General features: G+C 35.1%; 8 protein-coding genes. 3 read left to right on the top strand and 5 right to left on the bottom strand.

The features are described from left to right. Window positions 1-11: 11 nt before the first annotated feature. The 4 genes from BLT80_RS13695 to BLT80_RS13710 form a co-directional block, all read right to left on the bottom strand. Entirely contained in the window at window positions 12-1,898 is a 1,887-nt protein-coding gene (locus BLT80_RS13695) for an OmpA family protein (RefSeq protein ID WP_092468946.1), read from the bottom strand. Between the two features lie 10 nt (window positions 1,899-1,908). Next, the gene (locus BLT80_RS13700) at window positions 1,909-2,847 is read right to left on the bottom strand and encodes a PorP/SprF family type IX secretion system membrane protein (RefSeq protein ID WP_092468948.1); all 939 of its coding nucleotides are present in this window, start codon (window positions 2,845-2,847) and stop codon (window positions 1,909-1,911) included. Window positions 2,848-2,862: 15 nt separating this feature from the next. After that, complete coding sequence (locus BLT80_RS13705) at window positions 2,863-8,538, bottom strand: T9SS type B sorting domain-containing protein (protein ID WP_092468950.1); 5,676 nt, start codon at window positions 8,536-8,538, stop codon at window positions 2,863-2,865. A 363-nt stretch (window positions 8,539-8,901) separates the two neighbouring features. Further along, window positions 8,902-11,064 (bottom strand): muramidase family protein, encoded by a 2,163-nt coding sequence (locus tag BLT80_RS13710; protein ID WP_092468952.1) that lies wholly within the window; start codon window positions 11,062-11,064, stop codon window positions 8,902-8,904. Between the two features lie 364 nt (window positions 11,065-11,428). Between BLT80_RS13710 and der the strand changes: the two genes are divergently transcribed. The 3 genes from der to BLT80_RS13725 all read left to right on the top strand — a co-directional run bounded on the left by der (window position 11,429) and on the right by BLT80_RS13725 (window position 18,054). Beyond that, window positions 11,429-12,733 (top strand): ribosome biogenesis GTPase Der, encoded by a 1,305-nt coding sequence (gene der, locus BLT80_RS13715; protein WP_092468954.1) that lies wholly within the window; start codon window positions 11,429-11,431, stop codon window positions 12,731-12,733. 15 nt (window positions 12,734-12,748) lie between these two features. After that, window positions 12,749-15,187: a T9SS type B sorting domain-containing protein gene (locus tag BLT80_RS13720; protein WP_092468956.1), complete on the top strand. Its 2,439-nt coding sequence runs from the start codon at window positions 12,749-12,751 to the stop codon at window positions 15,185-15,187. 86 nt (window positions 15,188-15,273) lie between these two features. Then, a complete protein-coding gene (locus BLT80_RS13725; protein WP_092468958.1) occupies window positions 15,274-18,054 on the top strand; it encodes an outer membrane beta-barrel protein in 2,781 nt (926 codons plus the stop codon). On the opposite strand, the gene BLT80_RS13730 is transcribed toward BLT80_RS13725, so the two are convergent. Then, window positions 18,051-18,560 (bottom strand): TPM domain-containing protein, encoded by a 510-nt coding sequence (locus BLT80_RS13730; protein ID WP_092468960.1) that lies wholly within the window; start codon window positions 18,558-18,560, stop codon window positions 18,051-18,053. The two genes, BLT80_RS13725 and BLT80_RS13730, sit on opposite strands and share 4 nt — an antisense overlap. Window positions 18,561-18,565 lie beyond the last annotated feature (5 nt).

The raw sequence follows: 18,565 nt of genomic DNA on the forward strand, positions 1-18,565 counted from the left end.
AAGATAGGTTTCTATTTTAAAATTAGAAATTCACAACGTCTATTTATTGAAAATTCGGTTTCCGTACAGTTTTCCCCACAAGGCACTAAGGGTTTCGTTTCACCATAACCTTTAGATGTTAAACGTGCTCTAGGTATTCCGTTCTCTACAAGATATTCTAAAGTCGCACGCGCTCTTTTTTCAGAAAGGTCCATGTTAAATTCATATCCTGCTCTAGAATCGGTGTGTGCACCAAGTTGTATTTCCATCCTCGGATATTTGGTCAATAAAGCGACTAATACATCTAACGTTCGTGCGGCTTGTGGTTTAATATCCCATTTTGCAAAATCAAAATAAATATTCTCTAATTCGATATACGTATTTCCTTCATCATCATCGGTAACAATTTCTTCAGCATCCTTGTAAGATTCAATTTCTAACTCAATATTAAATTCAATGTTACCTTTATCATTAGTGTCAAAAAATTCAAGTTGAGGAATGTATTTGGGTTGAAAACCCTCTACCGAATATTTTTGACTTGGCTGTGTTGGAAGTTTATAGCGTCCATCTTCTCCTACTAATTGTTCGGCAACAACATTACCATCCTTGTCAAATAATGTGACTGTTGTATTAGGTAATATTTTACCCGTGACTTTGTCTGTAACTAAACCTTCAATAAAATACGTTCTTTCATTTTCGATACGTTTAAATGTATAGATGTTATCTAAACCAGATCGGTTAGAGGAAATATACCCCGTATTTATTGAATCTATTACGACAAAGGCAAAATCGTCTTTTTCACTATTTATAGTTTCACCTAAATTGAGAGCCTCTAAGAATTCATTATTATTTACGCTACTAGCAAAGAGGTCTAAACCACCAAATCCATGTTTACCATTTGAAGAAAAGTAAAGTGTACTGTCTTTAGCAACAAATGGGAACTGTTCTCTACGAATTGTATTAATATTTTCACCTAAGTTGATAGGAGTTCCAAAAGAGTTATCTGCATAAACATCCACATAGAAAATATCAAATGACCCTAAAGTATTAGGCATATCACTAGAAAAATAGAGTCGAGTTTCGTCACTATTAAGAGATGGATGCATTGTAGAATAGGTTTCGCTAGAGAAAGATACAGGCTCAACATTGGTCCATTCGTTATCAACAAGTTCTGCTCTAAAAATACTAACGACTGCAATTTTTGTTGAATCTAAATCAATTCGTTTTTTGAGATTTCTAGAAAAATACATGAATTTACCATCTTTTGTGAACACAGCGTTACTTTCATGTTGTTTTACAGCGTTAATCTCGTCGTTAAGTGGTTGAATACTGTCTAAAGTAATGTCGCCATCTTTTGTTGAAACAATTCCTTCATATAAATCTAAATAGGGTTTACCATTCCATTTATAATTTGGATTCTCTATATTTTTAGTGGACGCAAAAACAATTTTATCACCATGAAGACCAACTCCAAAACTAGAACCGCCAACATCTTCGGTGAGATTTTTTAATTCATATTTATAAGGGACAATACGTTTTAGTAATTCCTTTAACTCTGGTGTGTTGATAGTATCATTTAGATGGCGTGTTGAGATTTCATCAGCTTTTTCATAATTTTTAGTGCCTTTTAAAACTTGAAAATATTTAAAATAGAAATCCTCTGTTAGTTCAGTGCTAATCTTTAAATCATAAACTTGTTTATAGGCTTTATAAGCTTTATCAAATTCAGAATTATAATAGTAACAATCTCCTAATTTTTCTAAATTATCGGCTGTTTTAGGAAGACTAGTAAAGATTTCTGCAGCTTCAACATAAGCTCTGTTTTCATAAAGCATATGCGCTTTGCTTGAGGATTGAGAGAAACACAGTATTCCTGTTGCTAAAGCCGTTAATAGTATGTAAAGTTTAAACGTTTTCATGTGTCTTCAATTAGAAAAATCTTGGGGATTTATCGTAGCCTTTTCCGAGGTTGCCAATGTTGAATAATAAAAGTAATTCGTGCGAACCAGAATTAAATCGACCTAAATTAGAGATTGTATGGTCGTAAGCATAACCAATGCGAACTGCTGGCGACATAGAAAAATTAAGCATACCAGTTACAGAATCATCGTAACGATATCCTACGCCAAATTCCACTTTGTCATACATTAATACGTTAGCCGTTAGATCTACGGATAATGGTGCGCTATTAACATACTTAGCCATGAAGGCAGGTTTGAATTTAAAATTATCGCCAAAGTTTAAAACATAACCACCAGTGAAAAATAAATGCATATTTTCTGCAGCTTCAGAAACAACGCCACTATCGTCTTGAAGATGTTTTGTCTGTAATAAATTAGGCGCTGATAAGCCTAAATAATAATTTTCTGAAAAATAAAATAATCCAGCTCCAACATTAGGAAAAGTTCTATTTATATTTTCTGCAAAAGCCGGATCTGGTAATGGATCTGAATATACAAAGCCATCAAAATTAGTACTGTAAAATGTAGCTCCTGCTTTAATTCCAAATGATAATTTTGAATTTTTACCTACAGGAAGAACATAAGCAATATCTGCAAAAGCCCCAGTTTGTGTTACAACATCTCCAATTTCATCATGTACAAAAGAAATACCTCCTTCTAAACGATCTGTTATTTTAGAATGTACAAAAAGTGATCCTGTTGTAGGGCCACCAATAGATCTTGCCCATTGTGATCGGTAAAGTAAACCAATGTTCATTGTAGTCTCATCGTCTGTGGCGTACGCAGGATTTATAACACTCATATTATACATGTATTGTGTGTATTGAGGGTCTTGTTGCGCATGTGATGAGAACCCTAAAAATAGAGTTATAATCGCAATGCTATATGTGGTTAATTTACTTATCATTTTATTATGTCATAATTATCTATTCAGATAGACTCGTCCTTGTTGTGCTTCCCGTTCTCCATCGTTAAACTCTAATACATAAAAATAAACACCGGCAGGAAGTTCGGTACTATTTTTTTTCGATGTTCCATCCCATTTAGGAGAATTAATATCTCCTTCATAAAGGATGTTTCCGTATCTATTATAAACACTTAGTTTAAAGTTAGGATATAGATCATTTAGCCATAGAATATCGAAAACGTCATTAATTCCATCGTCATTTGGCGAAAAACCATCAGGTATTAAAAGCTCTCCTATACAAGGAATAAAGCTTATAGTAACTTCTAATCGTATGTTACTTTCACAACCATACTCAGATATTAATGATCCATAATAAACCGTCCCTTCCTGTAAAGCTTCTGTCTCATCATAAGCAATACCATCAATCGGTGCGTCATACCAAATAACAATACCCTCGTTAACAATGTTGTTAGATAAGTCAGTTATTGTTGGGCTGTCTTCTAAACAAAATTCAGTACCGTTATCAATTATCTCTGGTGCAGGTAATTCTTCAACTAATATTTTGATAGGTTCTACAGAACTCGTAATTGCACTACAATTTTGTCCTAAAACGAATAATTGAGTAAGCGTAACAAATGTTAGACCAGAATTAGGTAATAATACCTGTGGAATTGTAAATGAAGCATTACCTCCTATTATTGTAATAGCTATGGTATTTACTGAATTGTTAGCTTCCGTAAGCGAATAGACTATAGAGTAATCTCCATCAGGTAATTGATTGGCTCCTGTAATATCAATAATAGCATCTTCTAAACCGACACAAATGACATTGTCTACAATAGACATGGTTAGTCCTGTAAGGTCTGGAAGGTCAATTATTGTAACATCTACATTAGCAGAATTAGTAATACCACATTCTGTTGATGTGACTGAATAGGTGTAAATACCAGCGGTATCAATCGTTGGATCGAAATATCCGGTGCCACTTGCTAATGCAGGCGTCCAAGTTCCTCCTATTTCTGGTAATCCGCCAAGACTATCAAAAAGATTTACAGAATCTGTTTGATCTATACATAGATTAAGTGTATTGTCGGTACCTGCGTTTGGCTCTGGTAAAATTGTAACGGTAATAGTAGCAGTTGATTCAGGACAAGACGATGTACTATCTGAAACGGTATACGTATAATCACCAGCAGCATCAACGCTAGGGTCAAATTCTCCTGTTCCACTAGTTAATGCCGGAGACCATGTTCCTCCTGTTTGTGGAGTACCTCCTAAACTGTCAAATAAATTCGCTGTGGAAGCATTGCTACAGAATTCAATAGCTCCATCAGTTCCTGCATCATTCGCGGTTGAAATTGTAACGGTTACGATTGCAGAGCTTGTTCCACATGTGTTACTTACCGTATAAGTGTAAGCACCAGCAGTATCTAGAGTTAAATCGAACATTCCAGTTCCACTCGCAAGAGCGGGTGACCATGTTCCACCAGCATCAGGTGATCCACTTAGGCTATCAATTAAATCAATTAAACTTGAATCATTTGAACATATATCTAAGGTACCAACATTTCCAGCATCAGGTGTTTGTAAAATTGAAACTTCTACTGTTGCTGTGGCATCAGGACACGCAGCGCTAACACTAGACATCGTATACGTATAAGTGCCGGCAGCATCAAGGCTAGGATCAAACTCACCTGTTCCACTCGTAAGTGCCGGTGACCACGTTCCACCGACATCAGGTGTACCGCCTAAACTATTAAATAAATCTACAGTTGCATCCGAACTACAAAGGTCAATTGAACCATCGGTTCCAGCATCATTTGTATCTGAAAATGAAACAGCAACGGTTGCAGAACTTGTGCCGCAAGAATTACTTACTGTATAGGTATAACTGTCTTCAGGATCAATATTAGGATTAAAAATTCCACTTCCGCTATCTAATACTGGAGTCCATGTGCCGCCAGTATCAGGTGCTCCAGCTAAACTGTCAAATAAGTCAACTGCATTCGTAGAATCGCATAAATTAAGTGTACCATCATTTCCTGCGTTTGGTCCTTGTAAAACTGTAACTTCTACTATAGCTGTTGCATCCGGACAAGCAGGAGTCACACTAGTAATCGTATATGTATATGAACCAGCAGCATCTATACTAGGATTAAAAACTCCACTGCCACTAGCAAGTGCAGGAGACCAAGTTCCACCAACATCTGGAATACCTCCTAAACTATTAAATAAATCGACTATGGCATCAGAACTACACAAGTCAATTGAGCCATCAGTTCCAGCATCATTGGTATCTGAAAAAGAAACAGCAACGGTTGCAGAACTCGCACCACAAGAATTACTTATGGTATAAGTGTAGATACCTTCAGGGTCTGTATTAGGGTCTAATATCCCTGTACCACTGTTTGGGGTAGGTGACCATGTTCCTCCTGATTCAGGGTTACCGGCTAAACCATCTAATAAATTAACTGTATTATTCGAATCACATAAATTAAGTGTACCATCATTTCCTGCATTCGGTCCTTGTAAAACCGTAACTTCAACCGTAGCTGTAGCATCCGGACAAGCAGGAGTCACACTAGAAATTGTATAAGTATAAGTGCCGGCAGCATCAAGGCTAGGATCAAACTCACCTGTTCCACTCGTAAGTGCCGGTGACCACGTTCCACCGATATCAGGTGTACCTCCTAAACTATTAAATAAATCTACAGTTGCATCCGAACTACAAAGGTCAATTGAACCATCGGTTCCAGCATCATTTGTGTCAGAAAAAGAAACATCAACGGTTGCAGAACTCGTACCACAAGAATTAGTTAGTGTATAGGTGTAAATACCTTCAGCATCTGTACTAGGGTCAAAAATTCCCGTACCGCTATTTAATGTTGGTGACCACGTACCTCCAGCTTCAGGTGCTCCCGCTAAACCCTCAAGTAAATTGATTGTATTCGTAGAATTACATAAGTTTAATGTGCCATCATTTCCAGCATTTGGTTCTTCTAAAATTGAAACAATAACTGTAGCAGAATCATCAGGACAAAGGGTTGCACTATTTAAAACAGTATACGTATATGTATTAGCCGCATCTAAAGTTGGATCAAAAATCCCTGTTCCACTTGAGAGTGCAGGTGACCAGGTTCCTCCAGTGTCTGGCAAATCTCCAAGTCTATCAAATAAGTCTATGGTTGTTGTGTCTGTACTACAAAATTCAACACTTCCATTTGTTCCAGCATAATTAGCATCGATTGAAGTCACTGATACCGCAGCAGAAACGTCACCACATATAGAATTTATTGTATACGTGTAAATGCCATCAGCATCTAAGTTAGGGTTAAAAACTCCTGTTCCACTTGAAAGTGCAGGAGACCAAGTTCCACCTGACTGCGGAATTCCATTTAAACTGTCAAATAAATCGACAGTATTTGAAAAACTACATATAAGTAAAGTGCCATCACTACCAGCATCTGGGGACTGTTCTACCGTAACAACTACAATTGAAGAGTCGTCTAAACACGGTTCTGAGCCGGAAGTTGTATAGGTGTAAGTCCCTCCAGTATCTATATTAGGATCAAACATTCCGGTTCCACTAGCAAGTGGTGGAGACCAAGTTCCTCCTGTATCTGGTATACCTCCAAGACTATCAAAAAGATCTATTGTGCCGTCATTGGTACAAATAGTAACAGCTCCATCTAGTCCTGCGTCTAGGAAGGGCGTAACGGTTATTGTAATTGTTGCTGAAGCATCTGCACAAGGAGTTGTTCCTGCTACTGTGTACGTAAAAGTATCACCTGTGTCGATTAAAGGATCATATATAGATGTTCCGCTTGCAAGTGCTGGCGACCAAGTGCCTCCAATTTCAGGATTACCACCGAGATAATCATATAAATCAAATGTTCCATTGTTACTACAGATATCTATTGTAGCGTTTAAACCAGCATCTGGTTCTGGTATAATGATAACGTTAATGTCTGCCGAAGCATCAGGACATGGTGAAATGCCTGTTACAGTGTACGTATAAATACCAGCGGTATCTATTGAAGGATCAAAAATCCCACTTCCACTCGTTAATGTTGGAGACCATGTGCCTCCAGTTTCAGCAGCGTCACCGAGACTATCAAATAAGTCTACTGTAGTGAAATCATTACTGCAAATTTCAAGTACACCGTCAGACCCTGCATTTGGCAATGGATTTATAGTGACAGTAACTGTTGCTGATTCATCAGGACAAGGAGTATTTCCTATGAATTCATATGTGTAAGCTCCAGGACTATCAATAGTAGGGTTAAAAATTCCAGTTCCGCTATTTAAAGCAGGTGACCAAACACCACCGATATCAGGTATACCACCTAAACTATCAAATAAATCAATAGTTCCACTTGTATCACAAATGTCTATGCTGCCATCTTCACCAGCATCTTTAAAGGGAGTTACCGAAACAGTCACTGTTGCCGAAACGTCGGTACAAGGAAGTGTACCACTGACGGTGTAGGTGTAAATACCATCTGAGTCTAAGGCTGGATTAAATTCACCAGTGCCACTTGCAAGAGCAGGTGACCAAATACCTCCAGTTTCAGGTGTGCCTCCTAGGCTAAGAAATAAATCAGTTGTATCACTATTGCTACATAAGTCTAAAGTTCCGTCTGTACCTGCATTTGGTTCAGGTATTAACGTTACGGTTACTATAGCTGAATCATCAGGACAACTATTATTAGAACTTACAGTGTAAGTATAGATACCTTCAGCATCAATGTTAGGATCAAAAATACCTGTGCCACTATTTAAAGAAGGCGTCCACGTTCCACCAGAATCAGGAGTGCCACCAAGTTCTAAAAATAAATCAATTGTAGAGTTGCTATTGTCACATAAATCTAGCGTACTATCTTCACCTGCATTTGGAGCGATATCTAAAATAGCTAAAACAGATAATCGTCCTGTGCTTTCACAAGGAGGATCTAGTGTTGTCGCATAATATGTTTGTCCGCTTTCTAAAGGAGTGGAAGGAGGTAATTCTAAAGCCGAAAACAATGAGATATACCAATTATTGTTGCCACTTGCTACTAAATCTCCTACTGTAGGTGTGAATTCTGGTGTGACACAAAAATTTTGAATCATATCTCCTGTCGGAATAGGTGTCGCGCCAACAAGTACTAAAACAGATAGTCTTGATGTTCTACAGCTGCCATCTGGACTCGCTTGATCTGCATAATAAATAGTATTGTCAATTAAGATATCTGTATCGTTTAGAGGTGTGCCTCCAGAAGGGGATAAATACCATTGAACATCATTTCCAATTGCCACTAAACTACTTACTGTTGCTAGTGAAGGGTCATCTAAACAAACTCCCTGAAAATTATCTCCAACAGGTGGTCCATAAATTGTAATGTCTACTCTAGCTCTTGCTCCACAGGTTCCAGAATTGTCATCTGCATAATAATCTTGGCCACTAATTAAACTATCTGAATTTAGCAGAGGAACTGTTGAGGTTGGTGAATCATACCAAACTACGCCTCCTCCATTATCAATAGCTTGTAAGTCTCCAACGAGAACAGACTGCACATCACAAAGTGATTGTGAGCTGTTAGTAACTGTTGGACACTGTGCGTTGACAGCAGTAAATCCAAAGAGAATTAATATAAGAAGAAATGCTAATCGTATAGGATATCTTTTAAAACTGTACTGTTTGGCTTTCATTAAAAAAATTTAAAATAATTGCTTTTGTTGAAATCAATGCCATGTATTTAAGATCAGCAAGTTTATTTTGTAACTATTTACTTGCTAAAATGAGAGATAGAGGGAAAACAAATATATGTAAATCGCCTATACATAACAAAATTAAAACAGACAGTTTTACAGTTTTTTTATTGGCTCAAAATGTTTATTAAACCTAGGTGTTTATCGATGTTTTGTTTTAACATATGATAACTATATTTATTCGTTACTTAGATGCACTTCAGTCTATTTGTTAATCAATGAATAATCTTAAATTTATAGGATTAAAGACTTCAAGAATGTAGCTAAATTTTTAGTTCTTTTTATGTTAATTCTTAAAATAATTTATTGGTTGAGTTCTATCATCCCGTCATTAGAATTGTACTGCATCAAATAAATACCAGTATTCAAATAGTTTCTGTCCTTTGTTTTTTGATACTCAAATTTTAGGTGTGGTTGTTCTGAAAGCGTTGTATTTATAGACTCTTCAAATGATGAGCTTTGAGAAATTCTTAATAAAGTATCAAAGGTAACATCGAAGCCTAAAATAGCATGTCGTGATGGTTTAGAGCTAAATATATCTTCGTATTTATTTTCAAAATCCGTAATGTCGTTTTTATTTTGTGGATCTGTAACCGCTGGGTAAATGAGTTGTAAAATGCGGAATCTCATATCTGAAACCTCAGTTTGTTTTGGTAATAATGACGATTCCAGCATTACCAATTGAATGTTATGGTCTGATAATTTTCCCATTAATGCTGTCGTTGTATTGAGAAGAACAATGGTTTTTTCACTATCAAAAACAATATAGTTGAGTTTGTTTTTGTTTAGAGCATTGTCTAAAGCATCAGATTTAAAAAATCCTGCATTATCAACTTTTAAGAATTTTGCTTCAGGATTTGTAGTTAAAATTAAATCCTTACTTCTAGCTTCATCAAGATCACTAATGACAACAATATTTGCATTCTGTTTTGCTAAATAATTTAAGGTTTTAGTTTTTTGAATAGCTTCAGAAGTAATCGATCTGTATATGTTAATACTGTCGTTCGTTATAATATTAGATTCAATATCAATTATAGAGATTGGAGCGCTAGAGTCAATACTTGGGAAATTTGAACTTGTCTCTGAAAAAGGAACAAGAATAGCATTTTTGCTATGTGGACTCTCAATGGTTATTTTCGATTTAGCGATGTTCTTTTTAATTAAGGTGACATCAAAATTTAGATTAAGTGTCTTAGCAGAATCAATCGCTATTTGAGCTCCTTGGAAAAAATCGATATACTTTTGAAAATCGGCATTAACACCAATCATTTTTTGTCTTTCTTCTGGTGAACTCAATTCTTGGCTAGAAAAAGGAGAGTAAAAATAGAGTCCACTTGATGTTTCTGTAACTAAATTAGCAAATAAAGCTTCATTTTTGTTGCTGGAAATTCTTGTGGTTACATCTTCATTGTTAGAATCAGCTATGTCATCTGTTTTAACCGTATCAGTAGTGTCTACAGTGTTCGTTGATGGTGTTTTATTAGTAGATGTACCCGACACACCGACAGGCATTTTTATGATGTCACCAGCATTAACGGACGTTAGAAGTTTTGGATTTAAGGTGGTTAATTCTTCAATCGTCATACCTGCCTTTTTTGCCAGACCAAAAAGAGTTTCTTTTGGTTCTATAACGTAATTCTTGTAAGTATTAGAAGTGCTTGTAGAATCTATTTCAGTAATGCTGTCTTCTTTTATATCTGTAATTTCTTCAGGGTGACTAGTAACAGTATTGTCAATATTTAGTCTGTGACCTGCCATTAGCATCGTAACGATATGCGGGTTTTTTTCTTCGAGCTCAGCTATAGTCATGTTAAAACGTTTAGCTAATTGAAATTTTGTGTCACCTCGCTGAACTAAATAGTCACCTTCAGTCGAAATTGCTGAGTTTTTATCTGGAATAATTAAAGTTTGCCCTATTTGTAAAAATTCAGATAAACGATCTGCGTTTGCGGATTCCAATTGAGTTAAACTTATACCGTAAATTCTAGATATTCCCCAAAGTGTTTCTCCTTTAACGACATAATGTTCACCTGCTTTTGCTTTAGGTTGAGTTTCTTGTATGGTTTTATCTAAATTTATAGTATGTCCTGCTTGAAGCATACTAACAATATGAGGGTTTTGTTGCTCTAACATCGCAATACTTACTCCAAAACGACGCGAAAGACCAGATTTTGTTTCTCCACGTTTTACGATATAGTTACTTACTGTTATGTCATTAACTACAGTGTTGTTAGAAGAGGTTGTAGTGGTGTCTGATTTAGGGACACGAAGAGTGCGACCTGCATAAATTATATTTTCAGAACCAGGGTTAAGATTAAAAATAGCATTGACACTGACTCCATATCGTCTAGATATCATATAAACGCTTTCACCTTTTTTAATGGTATGGTCTATGTAGTTTTGTTGAGCTAAACTATATTTAGAGCCTAATAACAAAAGTAATATAAGCGTAAAGTATTTCCCCATTCTTTGTAGAAATTTAATTGTAAGGTGTTGTATTTTAGATGTTATATGTGTTTTATTTGCGTTTTTTTGTAAACTAAAAAAGCCTATAAGAAAGGGGCTGTTCTTGAAAAAGAAACCTAATTAATATACTACAAAAAATGTAAATAAAATCCTATTTAATACACGCCATAAAATTACTAAAAATAAAAGCTATTTACGTTAATTTTTTTCTTGTTATCAACAGGATGTTAACAAAGTGATGTGTCTGTTTTATGATATTTTTTTTAGCTTTGATATGTTTTTGATCTATGTTATGAAAAGTCTACTTAATAGTTCATCATAACACGTAAGTATATAGTATCTTTGTAGCCTTAAAATAAAAACAATGAGCAATATTGTAGCTGTAGTAGGTCGCCCTAATGTAGGGAAATCGACATTTTTTAATCGTCTAATAAAAAGACGAGAAGCTATTGTTGATGCTGTAAGTGGCGTCACAAGAGATCGTCATTACGGTAAAACAGATTGGAATGGTAAAGAGTTTTCTTTAATTGATACGGGTGGATATGTCGTTGGAAGTGACGATGTTTTTGAAGCAGAAATAGATAAGCAAGTAGAATTAGCTATTGACGAAGCGGATGCTATAATTTTTATGGTCGATGTTGAATCTGGCGTAACTGGCATGGATGAAGATGTCGCTCACTTATTACGAAAAGTAAAAAAGCCAGTCTTTTTAGTCGTTAATAAAGTGGATAACAATAAGCGCTTAGAAGATGCTGTAGAGTTTTATTCACTTGGTTTAGGTGATTATTTCGCTATTGCAAGTATCAACGGAAGTGGAACAGGAGATTTATTAGATGCTGTTGTTGAGGCGTTACCAGAAAAAGAAGAGGTAGAGGAAGATCAATTACCTCGTTTCGCAGTTGTGGGAAGACCTAATGCAGGAAAATCATCTTTTATTAATGCGTTAATTGGTGAGGATCGCTATATCGTGACTGATATTGCTGGTACCACACGCGATTCTATTGATACCAAATATAACCGTTTTGGATTTGAATTTAATTTAGTGGATACGGCAGGTATACGTCGTAAAACTAAAGTTAAAGACGATTTAGAGTTTTATTCTGTAATGCGTAGTGTGAGAGCAATAGAACATAGTGATGTTTGCTTATTGGTATTAGATGCTACTCGTGGATTTGACGGACAAGTTCAAAATATATTCTGGTTAGCCGAGCGCAATAGAAAAGGTATTGTGATTCTTGTAAATAAATGGGATTTAGTTGATAAAGACACTAAAACAGCTAAAGAATTTGAGCAGCATATTAGACAAGAAATTGCGCCTTTTACAGATGTGCCTATCGTTTTTATTTCAGTATTAAATAAGCAACGTATTTTTAAGGCTATTGAAACAGCTGTTGAAGTTTATAAAAATAGAACTAAAAAAATTAAAACGAGTGTGCTTAACGAAGCTTTATTACCAATCATAGAGCATCAGCCACCTCCTGCCAACAAAGGTAAATTTGTTAAAATAAAATACATTATGCAGTTGCCAACTCCGCAACCACAATTTGCATTTTTCTGTAATTTACCACAATACGTTAAGGAGCCTTACAAGCGTTTTTTAGAAAATAAACTGAGAGATCAATTTGATTTTAATGGTGTTCCAATAAGTGTTTACATGAGAAAAAAATAGTAGCTTTAACTTTTTATGAAAAGAATAAAGTACTGTATTTTTATCTTATGCCTTTGGTTATGCCATTGCTATGGATTTTCACAAAACCTTCCTCCTGAAATTAATGTTTCGGGAGGGCAGGTATATTGTCCGCAATCACAAGTACCAATAGTAACTTCTGTCTCTATTACCGATCCTAATCCTGAAGACACCTCATTATCTGAGATTTTTGTGCAAATATCTGAAGGATATCAAAACGGACAAGATACCTTAGAGTTAATTGGTGTAAATCCTAATATTACATCCAGTTGGAATGCATCAGAAGGAATTTTAACGCTATCAGGACCAGCAACTTTTGCTGAGTTTGATAATGCTATCGAAAATGTGGTTTTTCAAACAACACAAACAACATTCACTCAAGACAGACAGTTTTCAATCAATTTAGGAGACGCTAATTACTTACCAAGTACAGGACATTATTATTTTTACGTATCTGATTCTGGAATTACTTGGACGGAAGCGAGAGATGCGGCTGCAACACAGACTTATTTTGGTTTACAAGGCTATTTGGCAACGTTAACATCAGAAGAAGAATCACAATTGGCAGGAGAGCAAAGTGCAGGTGCGGGTTGGATTGGAGGTTCTGATGCTGAAACTGAAGGCACATGGAAATGGGTTACAGGACCAGAAGCCGGAACAGTGTTTTGGCAAGGTAGTGTAAATGGAAATGCACCAAATAACGCGTTTTCTTTTTGGAATTATAATGAACCCAATAATGCAGGTAATGAGGATTATGCGCATATAACCGATTCATCAGTTGGTATTTTAGGTGCATGGAATGATTTAGCTAATACCGGAGACACCAATGTGAGTAGCGCTTATCATCCTCAAGGTTATATTGTGGAATATGGGGGTTTACCTAATGAGCCTGATATTAGTCTGTCAGCAAGTAGTACACTTGTTATGCCAAGAGTTTTAAATAATGATATAACGGTTTGTGGAACAGGTACTTTTATCTTATATGCAGGGGCTTCAACTCCAGATGTTTGGTGGTATGAGACGCCATCTTCAACGACTCCGATTCACGTAGGGTCTATTTACGACGTGCAAATTAATACAACAACTACGTATTGGTTATTGCCAATTGTGCAAGGGTGTACTACGAACTTAGAAAGGTATCCTATCACGGTAACCATTAATGAGATTCCTAATGTTAATGATATCACTATTAGCCAATGTGAAGATGAGGTTATGGATGGTCTATCTAATTTTAATCTTAGCGCCTATAATGATATCATTGTAAATGGTGGTTTAACGAATTTAGAGGTTCGTTTTTTTGAATCGATGGATTTTAGCATACCTATAAATGATGATAATTACACCAATATTTCTAATAATCAGGTGGTTTATGCTCAGGTCAGAAATACGAGTACAAATTGCAGTGCCACAGCAGAAGTAGTATTGTCTGTAAATACAAACGTTTCAAATTATGCGCTTTTAATTGAATGCGATAATTTGGACGAAACGGGTTTGGTTAGTTTTGATTTAACTCTTGCCGAAAGTCAAATTTTAAATTCTTTAGCGTCAGATGTTATCGTTCTCGGTTATTATGAGACTTATAGTGACGCCTTACTTCAAGAGAATGAATTGAATACTAATTTCACTAATACGGAAGCTTATAATCAAACCATTTTTGCGAGGTTAGAACAGAATGGGAGTTGCTATAGTATTACAGAGGTGGTCTTAAATGTTGAAAATTTACCAAATCTACTGCAAGATGAATCCATTTATTATTGCTTAAATAGTTTTCCTGAAACGGTGACTTTGGAAGGTGGAATTGTTAATGATATCCCGAACAACTTTTATTATAATTGGTCCACAGGAGAAACTACAATGACCATTGAAGTGAATGAGCCAGGTACTTATACTGTGGAGGTCACAAAACCTTTCGGTTGTACTAACACGAGAACGATTACAGTGTTGCCATCAGATACTGCAACTTTTGAAACGATTGAAATCACAGATTTAACCGAAAATAATACGATATCAGTGTTGGTTTCAGGAGATGGAGATTATGTGTATGCTTTAGATGAAGAAAACGGTATATATCAAGATTCAAATACTTTTGAAAATGTACCAGCAGGAATTCATTCTGTATATGTTAAAGATTTAAAAGCGGATTGCGGAATTGTAGCAATGGATATTTCTGTTTTAGGATTTCCAAAGTTCTTCACGCCTAATGGAGATACCGTAAATGATACTTGGCAAGTTAAAGGGTTTACTTCAGAATTATCAGCTACAGTGCGTATAGAGATATTTAATCGCTATGGAAAACTAGTGGCTATCATAAATTCTACAAACCAAAATTGGGATGGAACAAGCAACGGAGAATTACTGCCAACGGACGATTATTGGTTTGTTTCAGAATTCCTAGATGGCAGAACTTTTAAAGGTCATTTTACACTAAAACGATAATTTTATAATAATTTTAAGAAATTTCATACGATTTCTAGCTTTCTTGCGTTTTTAAATCGCTAATCATCAATCAACCAATCAATCACATGAAAAAACTAATTCTAGTTTTTGCAGTTTTATTTGCATTACAATCATTTTCCCAAGAAAAATCATTCGAAATTATAGGAACCTTAAAAGCTGAAGATACAGAACAGCCTTTGGAGTCTGCAACCGTTTATTTAGAGCGTGTAAAAGACAGTTCGGTAGTAGCTTATACCATTTCTGATAAAGATGGGAAGTTTAAAATAGAAAATTCAACCTATGATAAAGATTTAAATTTCTACGTCTCATATGTTGGCTATAGAACGTATTTTAAGAAAATAACAATAGATAAAGAGATTATAGATCTTGGTACAATAGCAATGTCTTTAGATAACCAACTTGGTGAAGTTTTGGTAAAATCTACAGCACCTATAACCATTAAAAAAGATACTTTAGAATTTAATGTAAAATCGTTTAAGACTAAAAAAGACGCCAACGTTGAAGATTTACTAAAACAATTGCCTGGTGTAGAAGTTGATGAAGAAGGTAACATTACAGTTAATGGAAAAAGTGTCAATAAAATTTTGGTGAACGGAAAGCCGTTTTTTGGTAATGATCCAACAATTACAACTAAGAATTTAACTAAGGATATTATTGAGAAAATTCAGATTGTAGATACGAAAACCAAATCGGAAGCCTTTACGGGTGAAAAAAGTAAGGATGAAAACAAAACCATTAACCTAACTATTAAAGAAGAAAATAACAAAGGAGTTTTTGGACGTGTTTCTGCTGGTGCAGGAACTGACGAACGTTACGAATTTGCAGGTATGGTTAATCTATTTGACAATGACAGAAGAGTGAGTGTCCTTGCCGGTGGTAACAATACCAATACGCCAGGTTTTAGCTTTGGTGAGATTTCTAAAATGTTTGGTAATGGAGGTGGGGTTTCATTTAATAGCAATGGCTCATTTTCTTTAGGAGGACGTTCTTTTGGTGGGGGAGAGGGAATTACCACGTCTCAAAATGCAGGTGTTAACTATGCCGACGTTATTGGCGAAAATACAGATGTAGCAGCAGATTATTTTTATGCGTCTAGTAATTCTGAAAATGAATCCTCATCACAACGTGAAACGATTTTATCAGATTCACGTTTTTTTACAAATTCAAATTCAAGATCAGATAATGATACCGATAACCATTCGGTGAATTTAGAATTTGAAATAGAAACGGATTCTACGTTTATGATTAGTATTGAACCGTCGTTTGGGTATTCTAAATCAAGAACACGCTATTACAGTGACGAAGAAACTTTAGATGAAGATAGGCTATTAACAAATCAATCTGAAGTTAACTCTAATGTAGAAAGTTCTGCGAGAGAATTTTCTAATCAGATTTCTGCAACAAAGCGTTTTGGTAAGAAAGGAGCTTTTATTAAAGCAGAATTAGAAACTAGTGTTAATCAGCAAGATAGTGATGATTTCTTAAGTTCAAATACTGAAGTGTTTGGAGCTAACCCAGAACTGATTGATCGTAATCAATATACAGACGGCGAAAAGAATAGTTATGGTATATCTACAGAGTTATCTTATCGATTGCCAATAATAGCGAAAAAGTTGTTTTTAAATTTTGAATACGAATATGCTCGCGATAAAGATAAAAGTAAAGAAAGTACTTTTGACTTTAATAACAGCACACAAGATTTTACAGATTTTAGTACGGATTTAAGCACTGATTTTCAATATACAGATTCTAGAAGTATACCGATGTTTGGATTAACCTATAACGGAGAAAAGTTTTATACCCGTTTTAATATTGGTTATAACATGCGTACTTTAAAAAATGAAGATTTATTAAGACCACAATTTAATGTAGAACGAAAATTTGAGAACATAGAGGCTAATTATAGACTTAATTATAGATTTAGTCCTAAAGCCTCAATTTACGCGAGTTATTGGTTAGATAACAATCCACCAGGATTACGTCAATTACAAGCCTTTGAGGATGTGTCTAATCCATTGCAGACCATTATTGGAAATCCAAATTTAGAACCGTCAAACAGGCATGGTATTTACGCAGGTTATAATGGATTTGATTGGCAAAAACGAACAGGTTTTTATGCTAACTTCAATGCAAGTCTTACCAATAATCAAGTTGTTTCTAAAACTAGTGTCGATCCTGAAACCTTAAAGCGAACAACAACTTATGAAAATGTAGATGGTAATTATAGCTATGGTGTTTCTGGTAATTATACTAAAGACATAAAACTAGATACATTAAGAACTATTAAGTTACAATTTAGAGCGCGTTATAATTTTTCGGAAAGAATCAATTTTAATAACGATGTTAAATATGCGAGTCAGGTTCAAACGATGTCGCCGAGACTTGGTGTAGATTTTATTTGGGATAAAGTAATGGAGTTTAAGCCCTATTACGAATTAAACTTTACTAATAATGCGTATGATATTGCTGCTTTTGAAGATAGAGAATTTACAAGTCATAATGCAGGTTTAAGAACAGCAACATTTTTGCCTAAGAACTTAGAATGGAGAAATGATATTAGATTTAATTACAATCCTAATGTGGCTGATGATTTTCAGAAAAGCGCATGGTTTTGGAACTCAACATTAGCGTATAGTTTATTGAATGATAAGGCAGTTATTACGCTAAAAGTTTATGATTTATTAAATCAGAATACCAATGCAAGACGTTTAGCGACGCAAGATTATATTGAGGACAAACAAAGTACTGTTTTAAGACGATACTTTATGCTAAGCTTAAGTTATAAGTTTAATAGCTTAGGAAGTAAAGGTGAAGCAGGAGATGGAGATATTATCTTTTTTGATTAATCCCAAAGTAGCATTATAGAATCTAAAGCTTTATCTACACCCTTATAATAGTTGTTGGTTCTAAACGGAGGAATCATTATGCTATCAATTATAACTTTACACTCGTAATCAGAAATGGTTTGCTCTGTTCCAATCCCTGTTGAAATTGCGATTTTTCTATCATGATTAGAAATTGTGATGAGTAAACCGTTGTCTTTTTCTTTTGTGCCAACTCCCCAATTTTCACCAACTTCAGTTCCAAAATGTTGAATCGTTGTGTTTGGAGGTAATGAATCTATAGTTAGAATTGCAATTTGATTTGTGGTGCGTTTTTCGTATCCAATAATTTTATAAGCTAATGAATCGCTTTCAGCGTTTGAAAATAAATTAGCTAAATCCACAACTCGTTCTTGAGATGGGTTTAAAGGAATATACGAAGGTACCGTTTCAATATCAGTCTTTGTTTCTTTACAATTCAAAAACAAGATGCAGACCATTGTAAGTTGAAAGAAGAATTTTAATCGCATGACTA

This window comes from Winogradskyella thalassocola, assembly GCF_900099995.1.
Classification (GTDB): Bacteria; Bacteroidota; Bacteroidia; order Flavobacteriales; family Flavobacteriaceae; genus Winogradskyella; species Winogradskyella thalassocola.

Excerpts from the sequence above, each read along its gene's own strand:
- BLT80_RS13730 (WP_092468960.1), bottom strand. The coding sequence starts at position 18,560 with ATGCGATTAAAATTCTTCTTTCAACTTACAATGGTCTGCATCTTGTTT.
- BLT80_RS13710 (WP_092468952.1), bottom strand. The coding sequence starts at position 11,064 with ATGGGGAAATACTTTACGCTTATATTACTTTTGTTATTAGGCTCTAAA.
- BLT80_RS13700 (WP_092468948.1), bottom strand. The coding sequence starts at position 2,847 with ATGATAAGTAAATTAACCACATATAGCATTGCGATTATAACTCTATTT.
- BLT80_RS13720 (WP_092468956.1), top strand. The coding sequence starts at position 12,749 with ATGAAAAGAATAAAGTACTGTATTTTTATCTTATGCCTTTGGTTATGC.
- BLT80_RS13695 (WP_092468946.1), bottom strand. The coding sequence starts at position 1,898 with ATGAAAACGTTTAAACTTTACATACTATTAACGGCTTTAGCAACAGGA.
- BLT80_RS13725 (WP_092468958.1), top strand. The coding sequence starts at position 15,274 with ATGAAAAAACTAATTCTAGTTTTTGCAGTTTTATTTGCATTACAATCA.
- der (WP_092468954.1), top strand. The coding sequence starts at position 11,429 with ATGAGCAATATTGTAGCTGTAGTAGGTCGCCCTAATGTAGGGAAATCG.
- BLT80_RS13705 (WP_092468950.1), bottom strand. The coding sequence starts at position 8,538 with ATGAAAGCCAAACAGTACAGTTTTAAAAGATATCCTATACGATTAGCA.